This is a genomic window from Glutamicibacter sp. BSL13 (assembly GCF_052928425.1).
In genome coordinates, this window is sequence record NZ_JAVGCZ010000004.1 from 43,945 (window position 1) to 60,404 (window position 16,460).

At 64.2% G+C, this 16,460-nt stretch carries 16 protein-coding genes and 1 tRNA gene; 7 read left to right on the forward strand and 10 right to left on the reverse strand.

The features are described 5' to 3' along the window. Positions 1 to 21 precede the first annotated feature (21 nt). The 6 genes from RCJ92_RS01325 to RCJ92_RS01350 form a co-directional block, all read right to left on the reverse strand. A complete protein-coding gene (locus tag RCJ92_RS01325; protein WP_446753537.1) occupies positions 22 to 1,203 on the reverse strand; it encodes a thiolase family protein in 1,182 nt (393 codons plus the stop codon). A 63-nt stretch (positions 1,204 to 1,266) separates the two neighbouring features. Continuing rightward, a complete protein-coding gene (locus RCJ92_RS01330; RefSeq protein ID WP_446753538.1) occupies positions 1,267 to 2,790 on the reverse strand; it encodes a class I adenylate-forming enzyme family protein in 1,524 nt (507 codons plus the stop codon). Positions 2,791 to 2,795: 5 nt separating this feature from the next. Then, positions 2,796 to 3,437 carry a biotin transporter BioY gene (locus RCJ92_RS01335; RefSeq protein ID WP_446753539.1) on the reverse strand — a complete coding sequence of 214 codons (642 nt, stop codon included), beginning with the start codon at positions 3,435 to 3,437 and terminating at the stop codon, positions 2,796 to 2,798. Positions 3,438 to 3,522: 85 nt separating this feature from the next. Continuing rightward, on the reverse strand, positions 3,523 to 4,158 hold the full coding sequence (locus RCJ92_RS01340; RefSeq protein WP_446753540.1) for an energy-coupling factor transporter transmembrane component T family protein: 636 nt from the start codon (positions 4,156 to 4,158) through the stop codon (positions 3,523 to 3,525). Next, positions 4,155 to 4,925 (reverse strand): energy-coupling factor ABC transporter ATP-binding protein, encoded by a 771-nt coding sequence (locus RCJ92_RS01345; RefSeq protein ID WP_421013748.1) that lies wholly within the window; start codon positions 4,923 to 4,925, stop codon positions 4,155 to 4,157. The genes RCJ92_RS01340 and RCJ92_RS01345 overlap by 4 nt, the downstream gene beginning before the upstream one ends. A 184-nt stretch (positions 4,926 to 5,109) precedes the next feature. Next, entirely contained in the window at positions 5,110 to 5,829 is a 720-nt protein-coding gene (locus RCJ92_RS01350) for a LysE family translocator (protein ID WP_446753541.1), read from the reverse strand. 153 nt (positions 5,830 to 5,982) lie between these two features. On the opposite strand from RCJ92_RS01350, the gene RCJ92_RS01355 reads away from it, so the two are divergent. Then, entirely contained in the window at positions 5,983 to 6,429 is a 447-nt protein-coding gene (locus RCJ92_RS01355) for an Lrp/AsnC family transcriptional regulator (RefSeq protein ID WP_054820708.1), read from the forward strand. Here the strand turns inward: RCJ92_RS01355 and RCJ92_RS01360 are convergent. After that, entirely contained in the window at positions 6,401 to 7,645 is a 1,245-nt protein-coding gene (locus RCJ92_RS01360) for an MFS transporter (protein WP_446753542.1), read from the reverse strand. The genes RCJ92_RS01355 and RCJ92_RS01360 overlap by 29 nt on opposite strands. A 477-nt stretch (positions 7,646 to 8,122) precedes the next feature. Between RCJ92_RS01360 and RCJ92_RS01365 the strand changes: the two genes are divergently transcribed. Both RCJ92_RS01365 and RCJ92_RS01370 read left to right on the forward strand, forming a co-directional pair. Beyond that, the gene (locus RCJ92_RS01365) at positions 8,123 to 9,016 is read left to right on the forward strand and encodes a CPBP family intramembrane glutamic endopeptidase (protein ID WP_446753543.1); all 894 of its coding nucleotides are present in this window, start codon (positions 8,123 to 8,125) and stop codon (positions 9,014 to 9,016) included. A 92-nt stretch (positions 9,017 to 9,108) separates the two neighbouring features. Then, a complete protein-coding gene (locus RCJ92_RS01370) occupies positions 9,109 to 10,794 on the forward strand; it encodes an FAD-binding dehydrogenase (RefSeq protein WP_446753544.1) in 1,686 nt (561 codons plus the stop codon). An 86-nt stretch (positions 10,795 to 10,880) separates the two neighbouring features. On the opposite strand, the gene RCJ92_RS01375 is transcribed toward RCJ92_RS01370, so the two are convergent. Continuing rightward, positions 10,881 to 10,954 (reverse strand) — tRNA-Arg (locus RCJ92_RS01375). Between the two features lie 167 nt (positions 10,955 to 11,121). Between RCJ92_RS01375 and RCJ92_RS01380 the strand changes: the two genes are divergently transcribed. Together RCJ92_RS01380 and ettA are read left to right on the forward strand one after the other, a co-directional pair. After that, complete coding sequence (locus RCJ92_RS01380; RefSeq protein WP_446753545.1) at positions 11,122 to 11,595, forward strand: single-stranded DNA-binding protein; 474 nt, start codon at positions 11,122 to 11,124, stop codon at positions 11,593 to 11,595. Between the two features lie 114 nt (positions 11,596 to 11,709). Beyond that, a complete protein-coding gene (gene ettA / locus RCJ92_RS01385) occupies positions 11,710 to 13,392 on the forward strand; it encodes an energy-dependent translational throttle protein EttA (protein WP_138177744.1) in 1,683 nt (560 codons plus the stop codon). Positions 13,393 to 13,450: 58 nt separating this feature from the next. Here ettA and soxR read toward each other — a convergent pair whose 3' ends face one another. Continuing rightward, on the reverse strand, positions 13,451 to 13,939 hold the full coding sequence (soxR, locus tag RCJ92_RS01390; protein WP_446753546.1) for a redox-sensitive transcriptional activator SoxR: 489 nt from the start codon (positions 13,937 to 13,939) through the stop codon (positions 13,451 to 13,453). Between the two features lie 137 nt (positions 13,940 to 14,076). Between soxR and RCJ92_RS01395 the strand changes: the two genes are divergently transcribed. Further along, positions 14,077 to 14,586, forward strand: a complete 510-nt coding sequence (locus RCJ92_RS01395) for a flavin reductase family protein (RefSeq protein ID WP_054820713.1) — start codon at positions 14,077 to 14,079, stop codon at positions 14,584 to 14,586. 102 nt (positions 14,587 to 14,688) lie between these two features. On the opposite strand, the gene RCJ92_RS01400 is transcribed toward RCJ92_RS01395, so the two are convergent. Then, on the reverse strand, positions 14,689 to 15,519 hold the full coding sequence (locus RCJ92_RS01400) for an acyl-CoA thioesterase (protein ID WP_396278621.1): 831 nt from the start codon (positions 15,517 to 15,519) through the stop codon (positions 14,689 to 14,691). 250 nt (positions 15,520 to 15,769) lie between these two features. On the opposite strand from RCJ92_RS01400, the gene RCJ92_RS01405 reads away from it, so the two are divergent. Then, positions 15,770 to 16,441 (forward strand): hypothetical protein, encoded by a 672-nt coding sequence (locus RCJ92_RS01405; RefSeq protein ID WP_396276759.1) that lies wholly within the window; start codon positions 15,770 to 15,772, stop codon positions 16,439 to 16,441. The last annotated feature ends 19 nt before the right edge of the window (positions 16,442 to 16,460 follow it).

Genomic DNA, 16,460 nt, shown 5'->3' on the forward strand with positions numbered 1-16,460 from the left:
GGCCCGCGCGTAGGAGCAGTCCTAGGCTGCGGCAGGGCCTTGCAAGGCCAGGGCCTCGAAGGCGACCGCGCTGCCCGTACCCCCCGCGGCAGCCATCAACGCCACGGCATTCGCCCCGTGCAGCCCACGCCGCCGGGCCTGCCAGAAGAGCCGGGACACCAGGATCCCGCCGCTGGCCCCATACGGGTGTCCCAGTGCCAGGGCGCCGCCCTCCAGGTTGACGCAGGCCTCGGCCACATCCAGTTCGTCCAGGCACGCCAGGGCCTGGACGGCGAAGGCCTCATTGAACTCCACCAGCCGGGGCGGGGCCTGCAGCAGCTGCGGCAACAGCCGCTGCAGATTGCGGTAGGCCGGCACCGCCGCCATTCCCAATACCTGCGGATCACAGGCGCCGGCGGCAGCGCCCAGGTACCGCAACGCAAAACCCACTCGTAGACGCCCCAGGGTTTCGGCATCGACCAGCATCACCGCCGCCGCGCCATCATTGATCGGACAACTGTTCCCGGCCGTCACGCTGCCCCCAGTCACGAAGGCCGGACGCAACGCGGAAAGCTTCTCCATGCTCAGGTTGCTTCTGGGGCAGCCATCGCGGGTGACGACCCCCTGCGGCGTGCCAACCGGAACCAGCTCGCCGGTGAAATGCCCGGCCTGTTCGGCCGCCAGCGCCCGATGGTGGCTGCGCAGCGCGAAACGGTCTTGTCGTTCACGGGAAATCCCATAGCGCCTGGCAATGTTTTCTGCCGCAACCCCCATGCCCGGGTCGGGATCCGGGGCGGGAGTGAACCGTGCACGGGAATAGCGACGGACCGGTTCCATCGGATCGTGGGGGTTGCTCAGCCTCCAGGGCGCGGTGCTGACGCTTTCGGTGCCGCCGGCGATGACTACCCGGGCTTCGCCGCAGGCGATCATCCTGGCCCCGGCCGCGATTGCCTCCAGCCCGCTGGCGCATTGGGCGTCAAAACTGGTGGCCGGCACGTCGGGGCCGAGGCTGCTGGCCAGGGTGGCCACCCGGGCAATGTTGCCCCCGGGCCCGGCCGCGCTGCCCAGCAGCACCTGATCCACCTCCCCGGGCGGCACCCCGGTCTCCTGTAGCAGTGCATCGATCACGGTGGCGGCCAAGCGTTCGGCGCCGACCTGCGAGTACTGTCTGGCGCTGCGCAGGATCGGGGTACGCCGTGCAGCAACCACATAGACCTGGTTCATGAACTTCTTCCCTTCCTGCACGAGGTGCGGACCCAGCGGGCTTCGCGCGTGTGCGCCGCAAACCTAGGCCCGTACCGTGTTGTTGGCCGGCGCCCGCAGCAGCACCGCGCCCTCGGGCGACCAGACGCCGGGGAGCCGCCCGACCGCGATCTTGCCGCTGCTGGTCAGCGGCCAGACGTCGACGCACCGCAGCTCGTGCGGGATTTTGTAGCTCGGCAGGACCGCCGCCAGCCGGGCGCGGATTTCCTGCGCATCCAGGGTGGGGCAGAGCTCGTCTCGGTGGATGACCGCGATCAGCCGGGGAGCCGCTTCGGGCTCCTCATGCAGCAGAACCTCGACATGGGCCAGACCCAGTGCGGCGGCCATGGCCTGGCTGATTTCGCTGGGGTGGATATTGTTGCCACCCAGGTTCAGCATTCCTCCGGCCCGCCCGAGGACAAACAGCGTCCCGTCCGTAAACCGGCCCATGTCCCGGACGCTGAGCCGGTTGCCGTCCCAGCGGAAGCGTTCCTGACCGCTGGGATGGTATCCGCTGGCCAGCAGGGGGCTGTGTACGTAGATTTCCCCGACGCCGGTCTCTTGATCCGGTGCGGCGATGTGCAACTGGACGCCGGGAAATGGAGTGCCGGCGAATCCGGTGGAGGCATTACGCTGCGCCGTGGTGGTGCTGCGGTAGGCGATCAGGCTGTGTTCGCTTGTGCCGTAGTATTCCACGACGTCCTCGAGGCCGGGCAGCTGCTGCAGCCGGCGGCGCAGGGGCGCGGGCAGGGTTTCCCCGCCGCTGATCGCGTAGCGCAGGCCCTCCAGCAGCCGTGGATCAAACTGCTCCAGTAGCCGGCGCAGGATGGAGGGAACTGCCACCACGCGGGTGCACCGGTGGGATTCGAGCAGTTCTCGTACCTGCCGTGGCATCCAGCGTCCGGTCAGCAGCGCCGTGCCCCCGGTGGTGAGGCTTTCCACGACCGCGTAGAGGCTGAGTCCATGGGCCAGCGGCCCGGGAATGAGGCTGATTTCTCCGGCGGTGGCGTGAAGGATCTTGCTGCCCAACCGGACGCTGGCCTGCCAGGAGTGGCGGGTGCGGCAAATCGCCTTGGGCAAGCTGGTGGTACCCGAGGTGAAGACGACCAGCAATTCACGGTCCGCATCGATGTGCGGTGGGGCCAGTAGGGACGCTGGCTCATCTTCGGACAAGTCAATGGGCAACCGCATCAGGCCGGGGACGGCTGCCTGCTGCAGCGCCTGGGCGCCTGCCGCGTCACACAGCACGTGGCGCAGATCCAGCTGGCGGATCACGGCCCCCAGGCGGGATTCCGGCCAGGCCGGATCCAGCACCACGGCGCTGATCCCCGCCAGCACCAATGAGTAGAACCCGGTGATGGCGTGCAGCGGTTCGAGGGCCAACAGGCCCACCCGGGGCGGGAGCTGGTCCTCGGAAATCTTGCTGCCGGTGGCGGCCGCCACCCGGTGAGCGCCCCGGCTGGCCGCGGCGTAGAGCCGGGCGTAGCTCAGCGTCCGTTCGGTGCCGATCAGTGCCGGCTGTTGTGGAGCCGTTAGGGCACGCTGATAAAGGGTGGCGGCCAGATCCATGGGTGCTACTTCATCAGTCCGGAGTAGCTGCGGTGCACGGTCACGGCCACCACGGTGGTCAGGACGGCCTTGAAGAGGTCACCGGGCAGGAAGCCAAGCGAGCCCAGGGCCGAGGTGCCCATCGGGATGCCGGAGACCATGGTGGTCCAGGGGATGCCGCAGGCGTAGATCACCAGGATGCCGCCAATGATGGTGGACACCAGGCCAGCGGCCAGCTGTGCGCCCTTGCTGTGGCACCGCAGCACCCAGTACTTGAACAACAGGCCAATCAGCAGCGAACCGAGAACCCAGCCCAGCAGGTAGCCGCCGGTCGGGCCGGCGAAGACGCCCAGCCCTCCACGACCGCCCGCCAACAGCGGAAGCCCCGCGGCCACCAATGCCACCAGGGTGAGGTTGGCCAGCATGCCGCGCCAGGGGCCCAGCAGGGCTCCGGCAAGCATGACACCCAGGGTCTGCAGTGTGATCGGAACGGGGATCACACCCAAGGTGATCGGCGGTACCAGGCCCATCGCGGCGATCAGGGCCGCGAACACGGCCACCAGAACGGTGTCCCTGGTGGCGTTGGAACGGCCAGGGTTTTCCGGCAGGTTCGACGGGCGCGCCGAGCTGCGGTTGGCGGAGTCTCTGACTGAAGGAGTGCGATTCATTGTTGGCTTCCTGGATCAAGGGTGGATGGGAAGAGTCTGAATTTCTGGTTGCCGAGCAAGGCCCGGCCGGTGTGGTTCGGGCCGGCTACGCATGGCGTTGTGGGCGAGTTCGGGCCTGCTGGCCCGCCTCGACGCTGTCATAGCCGCGGGCGTCGAGGGCTTCGGCGGTCTCATCGGCAACCCGCAGGGCCCGGATGACCAGTGGGACCGAGACGGCCAACGGGTTGTTGCCCAGTCCGCGGGCGTGCTGTGCCTCGCGTACTTCGAGGTAAATGCGCTTGAGTTCGGGGATGAAGCGGATGGCCAGGGCCAACCCGAGGGCGATCTGCGCCGGATTCGCGCCGACGTGGCGCAGCGGCGCCACAATGCGCTGGAACAGTTCGAGCATTTGGTCGAACGTCGTGGTGAGACTGACCGTATAGGCGCAGACGCATAATGTGAGCAGGCGCAGAGCCGCCACCGCTGCCTGGTTCCAGTCGGTCTGCAGCCCCATCACCACAAAGACCAGCCCCACGATGACCACCAAGGTGATTAGCGGCAGTCTCAGGCTGCGCAACGGCACCCGGGCGGAGAGCATCAGGAGTACCGCCACTACCAGGGCGGCCGCCAGGACGCGCCAGCTGGGGATCAGATAGAGACCGATACTCACCAGAAGCAGCACCAGGAACTTCGCTCCGGCCGGCACCTGGCCAAGCCATGAGTCATTGTGGGCCGTTATCATTGGGCACTCCAGTCGCGGTAGTACTGCACCGCTGCGGACGGGGGGCCATCGAAGCCGATGCCGCCGTCGGTGACCACGAGCACCCGGTCGAAGTCCTCGAGCAGCTCCAGGTCGTGGGTGACCACCAGGCAGCGTTGCGGCAGCCGCGCGATCTCCCGCTGGAATCGCAGGCGGTTGCGCAGATCCAGCATCGTGGTGGGTTCATCGAAGACGATGACCTTCGGGTCCATGGCCAGGACGGCGGCCAGCGCCACCATCTGTTGTTCACCCCCGGAGAGCGTGTGGCTTTCGCGGTGCGCCAGGTGGCTGATCCCCAGTTCATGCAAGGTGGCGCTGACTCGTTCGCGGCGTTGGCTGGCCGGCAGGCGCAGGTTCTTCAGGCCAAAGGCGATATCGTCCTCGACCAGGGGCATGATGATCTGGTTGGCCGGGTTCTGGAACACGAACCCGACATCGCGTCGCACCTTCTTCGCGTCCCGGGTGGTGCTCAGTTCGCCCACCCGCACGGTACCGGTGCTGGGCAGAACCAGGCCGTTGAGCAGGCGCACCAGTGTGGACTTGCCCGCGCCGTTCGGACCAATCACCCCAATGCGAGATTCGTTGAGGGTCAGGTTGATGTCATCCAACACCAGTGTGCCTGCCCGCTGCACGGACACGTGGTCGATGCTCAGCTGCGGGATCTGGGGAAGTGCGGAAAGCTGTTCCTGCCCCGGCGTACCCTGAAAGTGGAGTTCGCGTGGAATCGGGGTGGTGCGGGGCTGTGTCATGCGATTCTTCCTGAGATCCTGCGGCGGCTGTGCCCGGTTCCGTGGAACCGTCAAGCAAGAGCATACTTGATCACTGTTCAATTGTCTTGATCAGTGTTCAAGAATCGTCACGTTATGGCTGCAAGTCGACCGAAAGCCCCGGCGCCTACTGGAGGCGGATGCTGCAACAAATCTGCGGTCGGGCCTACTTCAGCAGGATCTGCTCGAAGATCAGTCCAATGGACAGGCAGATCATGATCAGCCCACTCAGGACGGTCACGGCACGGGCGGCCAGCGGCCGACTGCGCAACAGGATGCGCGCTCCGAGTGCCACCGCGAAGTACACGCCAATGGACACCGCGAAGTGCAGCAGTCCCAGTAGCGTGGTCTGCAACGCCAATGGCCACGCGGCGGCCTCGGTGATGAACTGCGGGATCAGGGCAACGTACAGCAATAGGGCCTTGGGGTTCGTCGCGCTGGTCAGCACGCCCTTGGCAAAATCGGCGCGCGGGGTGGCACGGCGCAACTTTGGTTTGCGAATCATGGTCAGGGTTCCGGATGTTGGCTGCGGTGCGAAAGCATCAGCCATGTCGAGGCGGTCTTCTGCTTCGATTTCCTCCAGTGGTCCGTCATGGAATGCGGCCGACTTCCAATTGCGCACGGTGCTGATCCCCAGCCAGAACAGGTAAAGCGCCCCGATGGCGGTCAGCCAGCTGAGCAGTTGCGGGGATCCTGCCACCAGCGCCGCGATCCCGGCTGCCACCAGTGCGGTGTGAAACAGGTACCCCACCAGCAGGCCGATCACGGCCGGGACAAAGGAGCGACGGGAGATCGCCGAGGAGATGATGTAGGCCCAATCGGCTCCCGGGGTGCAGGCCAGGGTGAGCGAGACAAGCGCAAAGCCTGCCAGGAGCGAGGGGTCCATGAGTTTCTCCGTTCCGTCGTTCTGCCTCAACGCTAGGCAAAAAACGCCGAAATGTGCTTGCGAAGTTTCTCCCTTTACCCGCTCCTAGCGCAAGATAAAAGGTGAAGCAGGTTGAAATTGAGAATTTATTTGCGCATAGGAAGGAAAAGCAGCATGGATCAGCTGGATCGGGCCATCCTCGCAGAGCTTCAGAGGGACGGCAGGCTCAGCGCCACCGCGCTGGCCGAAAAAGTTGGCCTCACCGTGGCGCCGTGTCATCGACGCATCAGGGAACTGGAGCGAAGCGGAGTTATCAGCGGCTACCAGGCGGTGGTCGACGCGAAGTTGGTGGGGCTGGGGTTTGAGGCGCTGGTCTTCGTGACGCTGAAGAACCGTTCGGAGATGAAGCAGTTTGAAGCCGCCGTGGAGGAAGTGGATTTCATCGTCGAGGCGCAGCGGCTCTTTGGGGAACCGGATTTCCTCTTAAGGGTTTATGCCGCTGACCTTCCCAGCTATCAGCAACTCTATGACGACGTGCTGGTCGAACTTCCCGGAGTGGAGAAGCTGACCAGCACCATTGTCATGCGCAACATCAAGGACCGGGCTCTGCTGCCGGTATAACCTTTTTCGCTTCTCGCCGCGCAGGTTTGCCGACGATTGGGGTGAGCAGCAGGGAGCCGAGCATCACCAGCGCCGGGAGCCACAGGGCCGGCAGGATGCCGATGTGGTCACCGAGCAGCCCGATTAGTGGCGGACCGCTGAGCATCGCCCCGTAGCCGAAGCCGCTGACGATGCTGACCGCCCGGGGCCCCAGGTGCTTGGAATGCGAGGCGGCGATGGACATTCCCACCGGGAAGCCCAGTGAACTGCCCAGTCCCCAGAAGAGCGCGCCCATCCCGATGCTCCAGGCGCTGTCTCCGGCGATGAACAACGCCACGCCGAACAGCCCGATGCCGCCCATGAGCAGCAGGGCCCGCACCGAACCCAGGCGGTCCACGATCTGACCGCCGGTGAAGCGCCCCAGGGTCATCGCCGCGACAAAGAGGGTGAAGACCAGTGCGCCGAGGGAGTGGGAGAACCCGTGACCGGTATTGGTGGCGACCGCCAGCCAGTCGTTGGCCGCTCCTTCAGTGAAGCTCAGGCCGGCGACCATCAGCCCCAACAGCAGCAGCGTGTATCGCGTGTATCTTCCGCTTGCCGCATTGGAAGACCAGGATTCTTCGGTGACCGGCGTGGGCGCGGGAGTCGGGGTCTCATCCGCGACCAGGGTTGTGGACCAGACCGCCAGTGCCGCGATAATCAGCGAGATGACGCTGAAATGCCAGAGGCTTGGCCACTGCAGACTAATAGTGGCGGTGGCGGCACCGGCGCCGAGCAGGGTTCCAAGACTGAAAAATCCGTGTAGTGAGGGCAGGATGCTGTGTCCCTGACGGCGTTCGACGCCTCCGCCGTAGACGTTCATGGCCACGTCCAAAGTTCCGAAGATGATTCCGCTGCCCAACAGCACGACGTAGGCAAGAATCGGTTCGACGAAGGTGGAAATGGACAGCCCCATGAGCAACAGGCCGATCGCCAGCGCCAGGGGAAGGTAGAGCAAAAGGTTCCGGATCGAAAAACGGCGAATCAGCATCGGGGCGACCGATAGCCCTACGAGCGAGCCGGCCGTCAGGCACGCCAGGAATGCGCCGAGCCCACTGCTGGAGAAGTCAAAAACATCGCCGATGACCGATAGCCGGCCCACCCAGGAGGCATACCAAAGCCCGGCCAAAAAGAACACCAGGCTAATGCCCAGGCGTTCGCCGGTAAACCGGCTGGCTGGCTTGGCGGCGATGGCCATGAGAGAAACCTCCAAATATCTACAGTACTTTGATTTTATCTCCTCAATTGCTGATGTATCAACAGACGGCTCCCGGGAAGACCAACAATTGGGCAATGTTTGAGGTGCGGCAAACCCAACTCACAGCTCCACTTCGCAATTTCCTCGCGCTGGTGTTATCTAAATCACTTTTCGAAGTGGTTGGTCGCGAGAAAGAGCCGCGGCTCCTGCCGCACTCTGGCATGCGCGGCAGGCGTGCGTCCTTTACCGACGCGAAGGCGGGAGTAATGGAATCCATTCGCTTCGCGGGACGAGCGCTCCGGCGCGCACGCACAGCGCAGGGATTGGCGCCGTGGTTTCAACGGCGTTGCTCCTTGCTGCTTCCGAATCTGGTTGACTGGGTGCAAGATCGAACTCGTGCCCCTGTCTAAGTGAGATGAAATGAAGCAGCGTCAAGTACACTGGCTTGTTCCCGTGCTCTGGTATGTCGTTCTTAGCATGGGACTGGCCTGGCTCGTTGCGCTTCCGCTCTGGCTGGGGCCGGGGCTGCAGCACCCGCAGTTCACCTGGATCGCGGTCGTCATGATGTGGACTCCGGCCGTGGCGGCAGTGATTGTCAGCGCCTTTCAGCGACGCCTGCGCGGCTTTGCGAGGAACGTGGGGTTGTGGCCCGTCCGTCCCCTGGGCCGTTTTCTCTGCGGCGTGCTGCTGGCCATCGTGATCCCGCTGGCGCTGATCTTCCAGGCGTTGTTCGTCGGTGACCTGCTGGGTGTCTACCCGGCGGATTTCGAGCACCTGACGACGGTGCGAATTCTGGCCGGACGCACTGGCGCGAGCGAATTCCTCTGGACCCAACTGGGCTTTGCGGTGATGGGAGGATTCCTCAACGCGTTACCGGCGCTGGGGGAGGAAATCGGGTGGCGCGGGTGGCTCTTTCCACGGCTGCTGCGCCTGGGGTCCGTTCCGGCGATTCTGATCTCCGGGGTGGTTTGGGGCATCTGGCATGCACCCCTGTTGCTGCTGGGATACAACTACCCGTACTCCTCGGGGCCGGTAGCGATCGCCTGCATGTCCGGAATGTGCATCGTCTTCGGTGCGCTGCTGGGCTGGCTGCGCCTGTACAGCAATTCGGTGTGGCCAGCAGCGCTGGCTCATGGAGTGTTCAACGCCAGCGTCGGTTTCGGCGTGCTTTTCCTGGCATTCGGTGGATTCCTTGACCCCACCAGCATGACCATCTCCGGGTGGACCGGCTGGATTCTTCCGGCCGTGGTCATCGGGCTCATGATCCTCTGTGGAGCTTTCCGCTCACACACCCGCACTACCGGGCGCGGCACCGAGTCGATGCTGGACGCCGAACAGGCCGCGGCCTCCGCTGCCAAAGTGGCCGACTAGTACTGATTCACACCCTTCTCACGAGGAGAACTACCCAGTAGGGTCGAGGAAAGCCGCCGCCGCGCGGCCCATCGGGGAAAGGTGTCAATACCGTGCACCAGACAGAGCATGCGGACCTGCTGATCATTGGTGCTGGCCTTTCCGGGCTCGTGGCCGCCTGTGAAGCGGTCGAGGCGGGTTTGCGGGTCCTCATCCTTGATCAGGAAAACGAGGCGAATCTGGGAGGCCAGGCGCACTGGTCGTTCGGCGGGTTGTTTCTGGTTGACTCGCCCGAACAGCGTCGGCTCGGAATCAGGGATTCGCTGGATCTTGCCTGGAGCGATTGGACGTCGAGCGCCCAATTTGACCGTCTTGACGATGAAGACAAATGGGCCGAGCGGTGGGCCAGGGCGTATGTGGAATTCGCTGCCGGTGAGAAGCGGGAATGGATACGCCGCCAAGGCATCGAGCTGACTCCCATTGTCGGGTGGGCAGAGCGAGGCGACGGGAGGGCCGAGGGGCATGGGAACTCCGTCCCGCGCTTTCACGTTTCCTGGGGGACCGGAACCGGCGTTTCGACACCTTTTGCCGAGAAGGTTCTGCGCGCTCGTGACGAAGGGAAACTCGTGTTCCGCGGGCGGCACAAAGTTACCGATCTGGTATCCACACACGGAGCGGTTACCGGAGCGCGTGGGCAGGTCTTAAGGGAAGACCGTGCGGCGCGAGGTGTCAGCTCCTCACGTGAAGTCCTCGCGGAATTCGAATTCAGGGCCGAGGCAGTGCTCATCGCCACTGGAGGGATCGGGGCCAACCATGACCTGATCCGCAAGCATTGGCCTGAACGGCTGGGGCGGGCGCCGCGGCACATGCTCACCGGGGTGCCCAGCTACGTTGACGGCAGTGGCCTGCAGGTGGCGGAGGCCGCCGGAGCCCGAATCGTTAATCGTGATCGGATGTGGCACTACACCGAGGGCATCAAGAACTGGGATCCCGTGTGGCCCGGGCACGGCATTCGAATACTGCCCGGTCCCTCGTCCCTGTGGCTCGACGCGCTGGGGCGCCGGATGGAAGCACCGTGCCTGCCCGGTCACGACACCATGGGTACCCTTCAGCACCTTCGCACGGATCCTGGAATCGACAGCTACGATCACTCGTGGTTTATCTTGAACCAGCGCATCATCGCCAAGGAGTTCGCGCTTTCCGGATCAGAGCAGAACCCGGATCTGACCAATCGTGATCGGCGACGAGTGGTGATGGACAGGCTTTTCGCACGTGGTGCGCCGGCGCCCATCCAGGCCTTTCTGGAGCACGGCGAGGATTTCATTGTTGCCCGCACCCTGGAGCAGCTCGTGGAAGGGATGAACCGGCTGGAACCGCAAACCCCCATCGAGCATGCACTTGTGCGCCGGCAGGTGGAAGCCCGGGATCTGCAGACACGCAATCGCTTCGGCAAGGATCAGCAGATCCAGAGCATCCACAACGCACGCCGCTACCTCGGGGATCGGGCAACCCGCGCCGTGAAGGTGCACCGGATCTTGGACCCCAAGGTCGGTCCACTAATCGCCGTGCGGCTTCGAGTCATCACCCGCAAAACCCTGGGTGGGATCCAAACTGACCTCGACGGTCGCGTGCTGGCCAACGACGGAACGCCCGTACCCGGGCTCTATGCGGCCGGGGAAGTGGCCGGCTTCGGCGGGGGAGGCCTGCACGGGTATAACGCATTGGAAGGCACATTCTTGGGTGGCTGCTTGTTCTCCGGTTTGCAGGCCGGCCGAGCCCTGTCCAACGCACTGTCCTAGTGGCTTGACCCCAATGATCTGAATGCGAAGCTTCAAACAACACCGCCGTCACCTGGAATCCAGGTGACGGCGGTTTCGGTGAGATGCGCCCCCAGCAGGATTCGAACCTGCGACCTAGAGATTAGAAGGCTCTTGCTCTATCCAGCTGAGCTATGGAGGCTTGACCGAAAATAGTTTAGCCCATTGGCTCCCGACAAGACGAAACAACCTCCGCCTCGACTATCCACAAAGCGCTCGATGCCACCAGCGCCGGGTCGATGACTGAGACATGGTGGCACGACCGGGTAAGGGAATCCGGGAACGAAGCCAACGAAGGAGTGTTGATCCATGAGTGATCTAGTAACCATCCGTGCCGTGGTCGGTACCGAACCGCAGCTGAGCATCACACCCCAAGGAACCACCATTTTGAAATTCCGTGCGGCTACCCACGAACGGAAGCGTGATCCGGAAACCGGGGAATGGAGCGATGCGGGAACCAACTGGTTTTCGGTCTCGTGTTTCCGCGCGCTGGGGGAGAACGCGATGGAAAGCCTGCAGCGTGGGGACCGGGTGATCATCTTCGGCAAACTGCAGATCCGGCAGTTCGAGCGCACCGACGGCACGCAGGGAACCAGCGCCGATGTCGAAGCCTATGCGGTCGGACACGACCTGAGGTTCGGCACCTCGAGCTTCAACCGCGTGCGCTTTGAAGGCGGTGAGAAGGAGCGCGTCAGCCACCGGGGCAGTCAACCGGACTCGAGGGCGAACCCTGAGGGTCCCACGGTCACTCACTGGCCCGAAGAACACCCGGATGCCGCGTGATTTCGCTTCCCCGAGGCGGTGCGCAGAACCTTCCTGTGACCCTGCGCACCGCCCGCGCCAATTGGTGACGCGGTAATTCGGAAATGGGGCTGGGTAGCGACTAGCCTTAAGAGCATGGCGGAATTCATTTATACGATGACCAAGGCCCGCAAGGCCGTTGGTGACAAAGTCATTCTTGACGATGTCAGCATGTCGTTTTTCCCGGGCGCCAAGATCGGCGTTGTGGGTCCTAACGGTGCTGGTAAGTCGACAATTCTGAAGATTATGGCCGGGATCGATACCCCGTCCAACGGCGAAGCACGTCTTTCGCCAGGCTACTCGGTGGGCATCCTGCTGCAGGAACCACCACTGAACGAAGAGAAGACCGTCCTGGGCAACGTCCAGGAAGGCGTCGGTGAGATCTACGAGAAGATCCAGCGCTTCAACCAGATCTCCGAGGAGATGTCCCAGGAGGGTGCCGACTTTGACGCACTTCTTGAGGAAATGGGAAAGCTGCAGGAAGCGATTGATGCTGCCGATGCATGGGATATTGATTCCCAGCTGGAGCAGGCCATGGACGCGCTGCGCTGCCCTCCGGGCGACGAGCCGGTAACCCACCTTTCCGGGGGTGAACGCCGCCGCGTGGCCCTGTGCAAGCTGCTTCTGCAGAAGCCGGACCTGCTGCTGCTCGATGAGCCGACTAACCACTTGGATGCCGAATCGGTGCTGTGGCTTGAGCAGCACTTGGCCTCCTACCCGGGTGCCGTCTTGGCGGTTACCCACGACCGCTACTTCCTGGATCACGTTGCCGAATGGATCTGTGAAGTTGACCGTGGTCGTCTGCACCCCTACGAGGGCAACTACTCCACTTACCTGGAGAAGAAGCGTGAGCGTCTGGCCGTTCAGGGCAAGAAGGATGCGAAGCTGGCCAAGCGCCTGGCCGAGGAACTCGACTGGGTGCGCTCCAACGCCAAGGGCCGTCAGACCAAGTCGAAGGCACGTCTGGCTCGCTATGAGGAAATGGCCGCGGAAGCCGAGCGCACCCGCAAGCTTGACTTCGAAGAAATCCAGATCCCACCGGGCCCCCGTCTGGGCCAGCTGGTGATCGAGGCCCAGGACCTGAAGAAGGGCTTCGGCGACCGCGTGCTGATCGACGGGCTGTCCTTCAACCTGCCCCGAAACGGCATCGTTGGCGTGATCGGCCCCAACGGCGTTGGCAAGTCGACCCTGTTCAAGACCATTGTTGGTCTGGAGGAGCTGGATGGCGGAACGCTGAAGATTGGCGACAGCGTCAAGATCTCCTACGTGGACCAGAACCGTGAGAACATCGACCCCGAAAAGTCGCTGTGGGAAGTGGTTTCGGATGGCCTGGACTACATCCAGGTCGGTCAGGTCGAAATGCCCTCGCGTGCCTACGTCTCGGCATTCGGCTTCAAGGGCCCGGACCAGCAGAAGAAGGCCGGGGTGCTCTCCGGTGGTGAGCGTAACCGCCTGAACCTGGCGCTGACCCTCAAGCAGGGCGGAAACCTGTTGCTGCTTGACGAGCCGACCAACGACCTGGACGTCGAGACCCTGTCCTCCCTGGAAAACGCGTTGCTGGACTTCCCCGGTTGTGCCGTGGTCGTCTCCCACGACCGTTGGTTCCTGGACCGCGTGGCCACCCATATCCTCGCCTACGAGGGCACCGAAGAGGATCCCGCGAACTGGTACTGGTTCGAGGGCAACTTCGATTCCTACGAGAAGAACAAGGTCGACCGCCTGGGCCCGGATGCCGCGAAGCCGCACCGCGTCACCCACCGCCGCCTGACCCGCGACTGATCTTCTCCGATTGGTTGTACCGCCCGCCGCCCTATCACAGGGTGGCGGGCGGATCGCGTTAATCGCAGACGCCGGGCTCCTGGGCGGCCAGCCGACGTGGCCCCACGCCCTCGGTGGCCAGCTCGTCTTGTGGATTCAGCAGCTGGCAGGCCTGCATGGACAAGCAGCCGCAGCCGATGCACCCGGTCAGCCTTGTTTCCAGTTCTTCGATGGCGCGGCGGCGCTGTTCCAGGATTTTGATCCAGGCCTGGGAGGCGCGCTGCCAATCGACTTCGCTCGGGCGGCGATCCAGGGGGACCGGCTCCAGGGCACGGGCAATGTCCTCCAGCGCGATCCCCAGGTTCCTTCCGACGGAGATCAGGGTAATGCGCCGAATCATATGCCGGGGATAACGCCGTTGGTTCCCGGCGGTGCGCAGGGAACCAACCAGGCCGAGCTGCTCATAGTAGTGAAGCGCCGAACGGGCGACGCCGGTGCGCTCGCTCACCTGCCCGATGGTCAGCAGCTCATCGGCGGCCGTGGCCTCCTGGCGTGACGAGTGTGACATTGGGCACCTCCGAACCTTTCGCGTTGACCTCAAGTCTACTTGAGGTTCTAGGATCGTTCATGACAGGCGGCCATCCCATTCCCGTGGTCTAGGATGGCCGACAAGATGAGGTTTCAAAGAATTGAGAGCAGCGATCCATGAGCAGCCTGGCTGACGATTTCCGTGCGGCGTTCCGTTCCCATCCAGCGGGAGTGGCCCTGGTAACAGCGAACCCGCATGGACGGCCCGTGGGGCTGACAATTTCCAGCCTGGCCTCGTTGTCGATCGACCCCGTTGCCGTGTCCTTTTCCCTCACCCGTTCCTCGGGCTCGGCCGGGGCGCTGCTGCAGTCGCCGACCTTCATGATTCATCTGCTTGGCGAGCAGCACAGCAGCGTCGCCGACGCGTTCGCCCGCCCGGATGGGGAGCGCTTCAGCTCCGAACAGCAGTGGCAGTACCTGGAGAACGGTGAACCGTACTTCGACCAGGCGCCGGTCGCGATGCGCGCCCGCATGCACAGCTCCCTGCAGGTGGGCGGTTCGCGGCTGATCGCCGCCGAGATCCTGGACATCTTCCACGGACCGACGGATCAACACCTGCTGTACCAGGACCGCCGCTACCTGGGGCTGTCCACCGCGCTGCACCTGGAGCAGGGACAGCGCAAGTAGGCACCAACGGCAAATGGGCCCGGTCAACACCGGGCCCATTAGTGTGCCCCACGCGGGGACGCCGGCGCTCGTGCGCGCCGATCCTCCCCTGGGGGTGCGGGTTCAGTCCAGTTCGCCCTCCGGCAGTCGCACCATGCCCTCCTGGGCGACGGTGGCGACCAGCAGGCCCGAACGGTCATAGATGCTGCCGGTGCCCAACCCGCGGGCCGAGGAAGCGGATGGGGAGCGCTGCACGTACAGCAGCCAGTCATCGACCCGGAAGTCCCGGTGCCACCACATCGCGTGATCGAGGCTCGCCACGCTCATGTCCTCCCGGGTCCAGCCGATCCCGTGGCGGCGCAGCACCGGTTCGAGCAGTGTGTAGTCGCTGACGTAGGCCAGGGCGGCGCGGTGCAGTGCCGGGTCATCGGGCATCGGCCCGGTGGTCCGCAGCCATACCGCGCTCTCCGCGGTCCGTTCGCTGGTGGGGCCGAAGTAGATCGGCTCGGTGACGTGGCGGATGTCGAAGGGGCGCTCGAAGGCCCACTCGCGGGCGACCGGGTGATTGATCTTGCCCAGCAGGTCCGCCGTGGTCGGCAGGGTCTCGGGGTCCGGGACTCCCTGCGGCATCGGGTCGTGGTGCTCCAGGCCCTCGGCCGGTTCCTGGAAGGAGGCGATCATGGACAGGATTGGTTTGCCGTTCTGGTAGGCGTGCACACGGCGAGCCGAGAAGGAGCGCCCGTCACGCATCCGCTCGACCCCGAAGGTGATCGGCACATGGGTATCTCCCGGGCGCAGGAAGTATCCGTGCATGGAGTGGATCTGCCGGTCCTGCGGGACGGTGCGCGTGGCGGCGATCACCGATTGGCCCAGGACCTGTCCGCCGAACACCCGTGGACGGGACTGGTGCGGGGTATGGCCGACGAAGATGTCCTCGTCGGTGCGCGCCTCCATCCCGTTCAGATCCAACAGCTTCAGCAGGGTCTGGGTGTTCTGACTGTCATCAGCCACGATGTGTACTCCCTCGGTGTGGTGCGCGTGCGAATCAGAGGCTATCTGTTCAAAAGAGTATCCTTACGGAATAGTAACTTCCAGTGTGTCGGCACAAGTCGGTTTATGAGTAGATATTGCCCGATTCCGCGCCAAATGCCTAAATCATCACATTGCCGGGCTCGGGTCCGCAGAAACGTGAGAGCATGAAAACATGTCAAGTGAAGCGTTGATTTTTGATGACATTTCCGCCGTGAAGGACCTGGCCAGCTTCGTGAGCCGGGCCAAGAGCATCGAGGATGACGCGGCACAGTTCGTCGCCCGGGGCACCGCCCTGGCGGTCTATGTTCCGGTGCTGGCCAAGGGGTCGGTCGACGGCGGGGACTTTACGGTGCTGGGCATGCGGGTGCACCGCCTGGCCGCGCCGCGGCAGCTCAATGCCTGCTACTCGCTGGCCTCCATCCAGGACCGCCTGGCCCGCATGGGTGAAACCTCCACGACATTCACCCTGCCCCCGGTGGAGGAGAACCCGGCGTGGGCCGGCATCCAGGTGCCGGTCGCGGGCTGGGAACCGGTGGGCCAGATCAGCGACGCGCACCTGGCCGAAGCGGCGCGCAGCGGGATCAACGCAGTAACCGAGGCGCTGCCGGAGAACCCCGGAGCCCCGGTCATCACCCAGGTGCGCCAGCGCATCTGGTCCTCGCCGTTGCCCGAGACCAACCTGCCCGGCGGCCTCCAGCTTCCCCTCGGGGCGGGGTTTGCGATGCATTCGCTGGGTTTCATCACCGAGGCGGGCACCAGTGCGGTCTACCGCAGCGGCAGCTGGCTGCGGGTCAGCGGTCCGCGCGGCCACGTGCTGGTGCGGCGCAGCAACTCCCTGCTCTAGGGGCTCAGGCTCCCGGCCG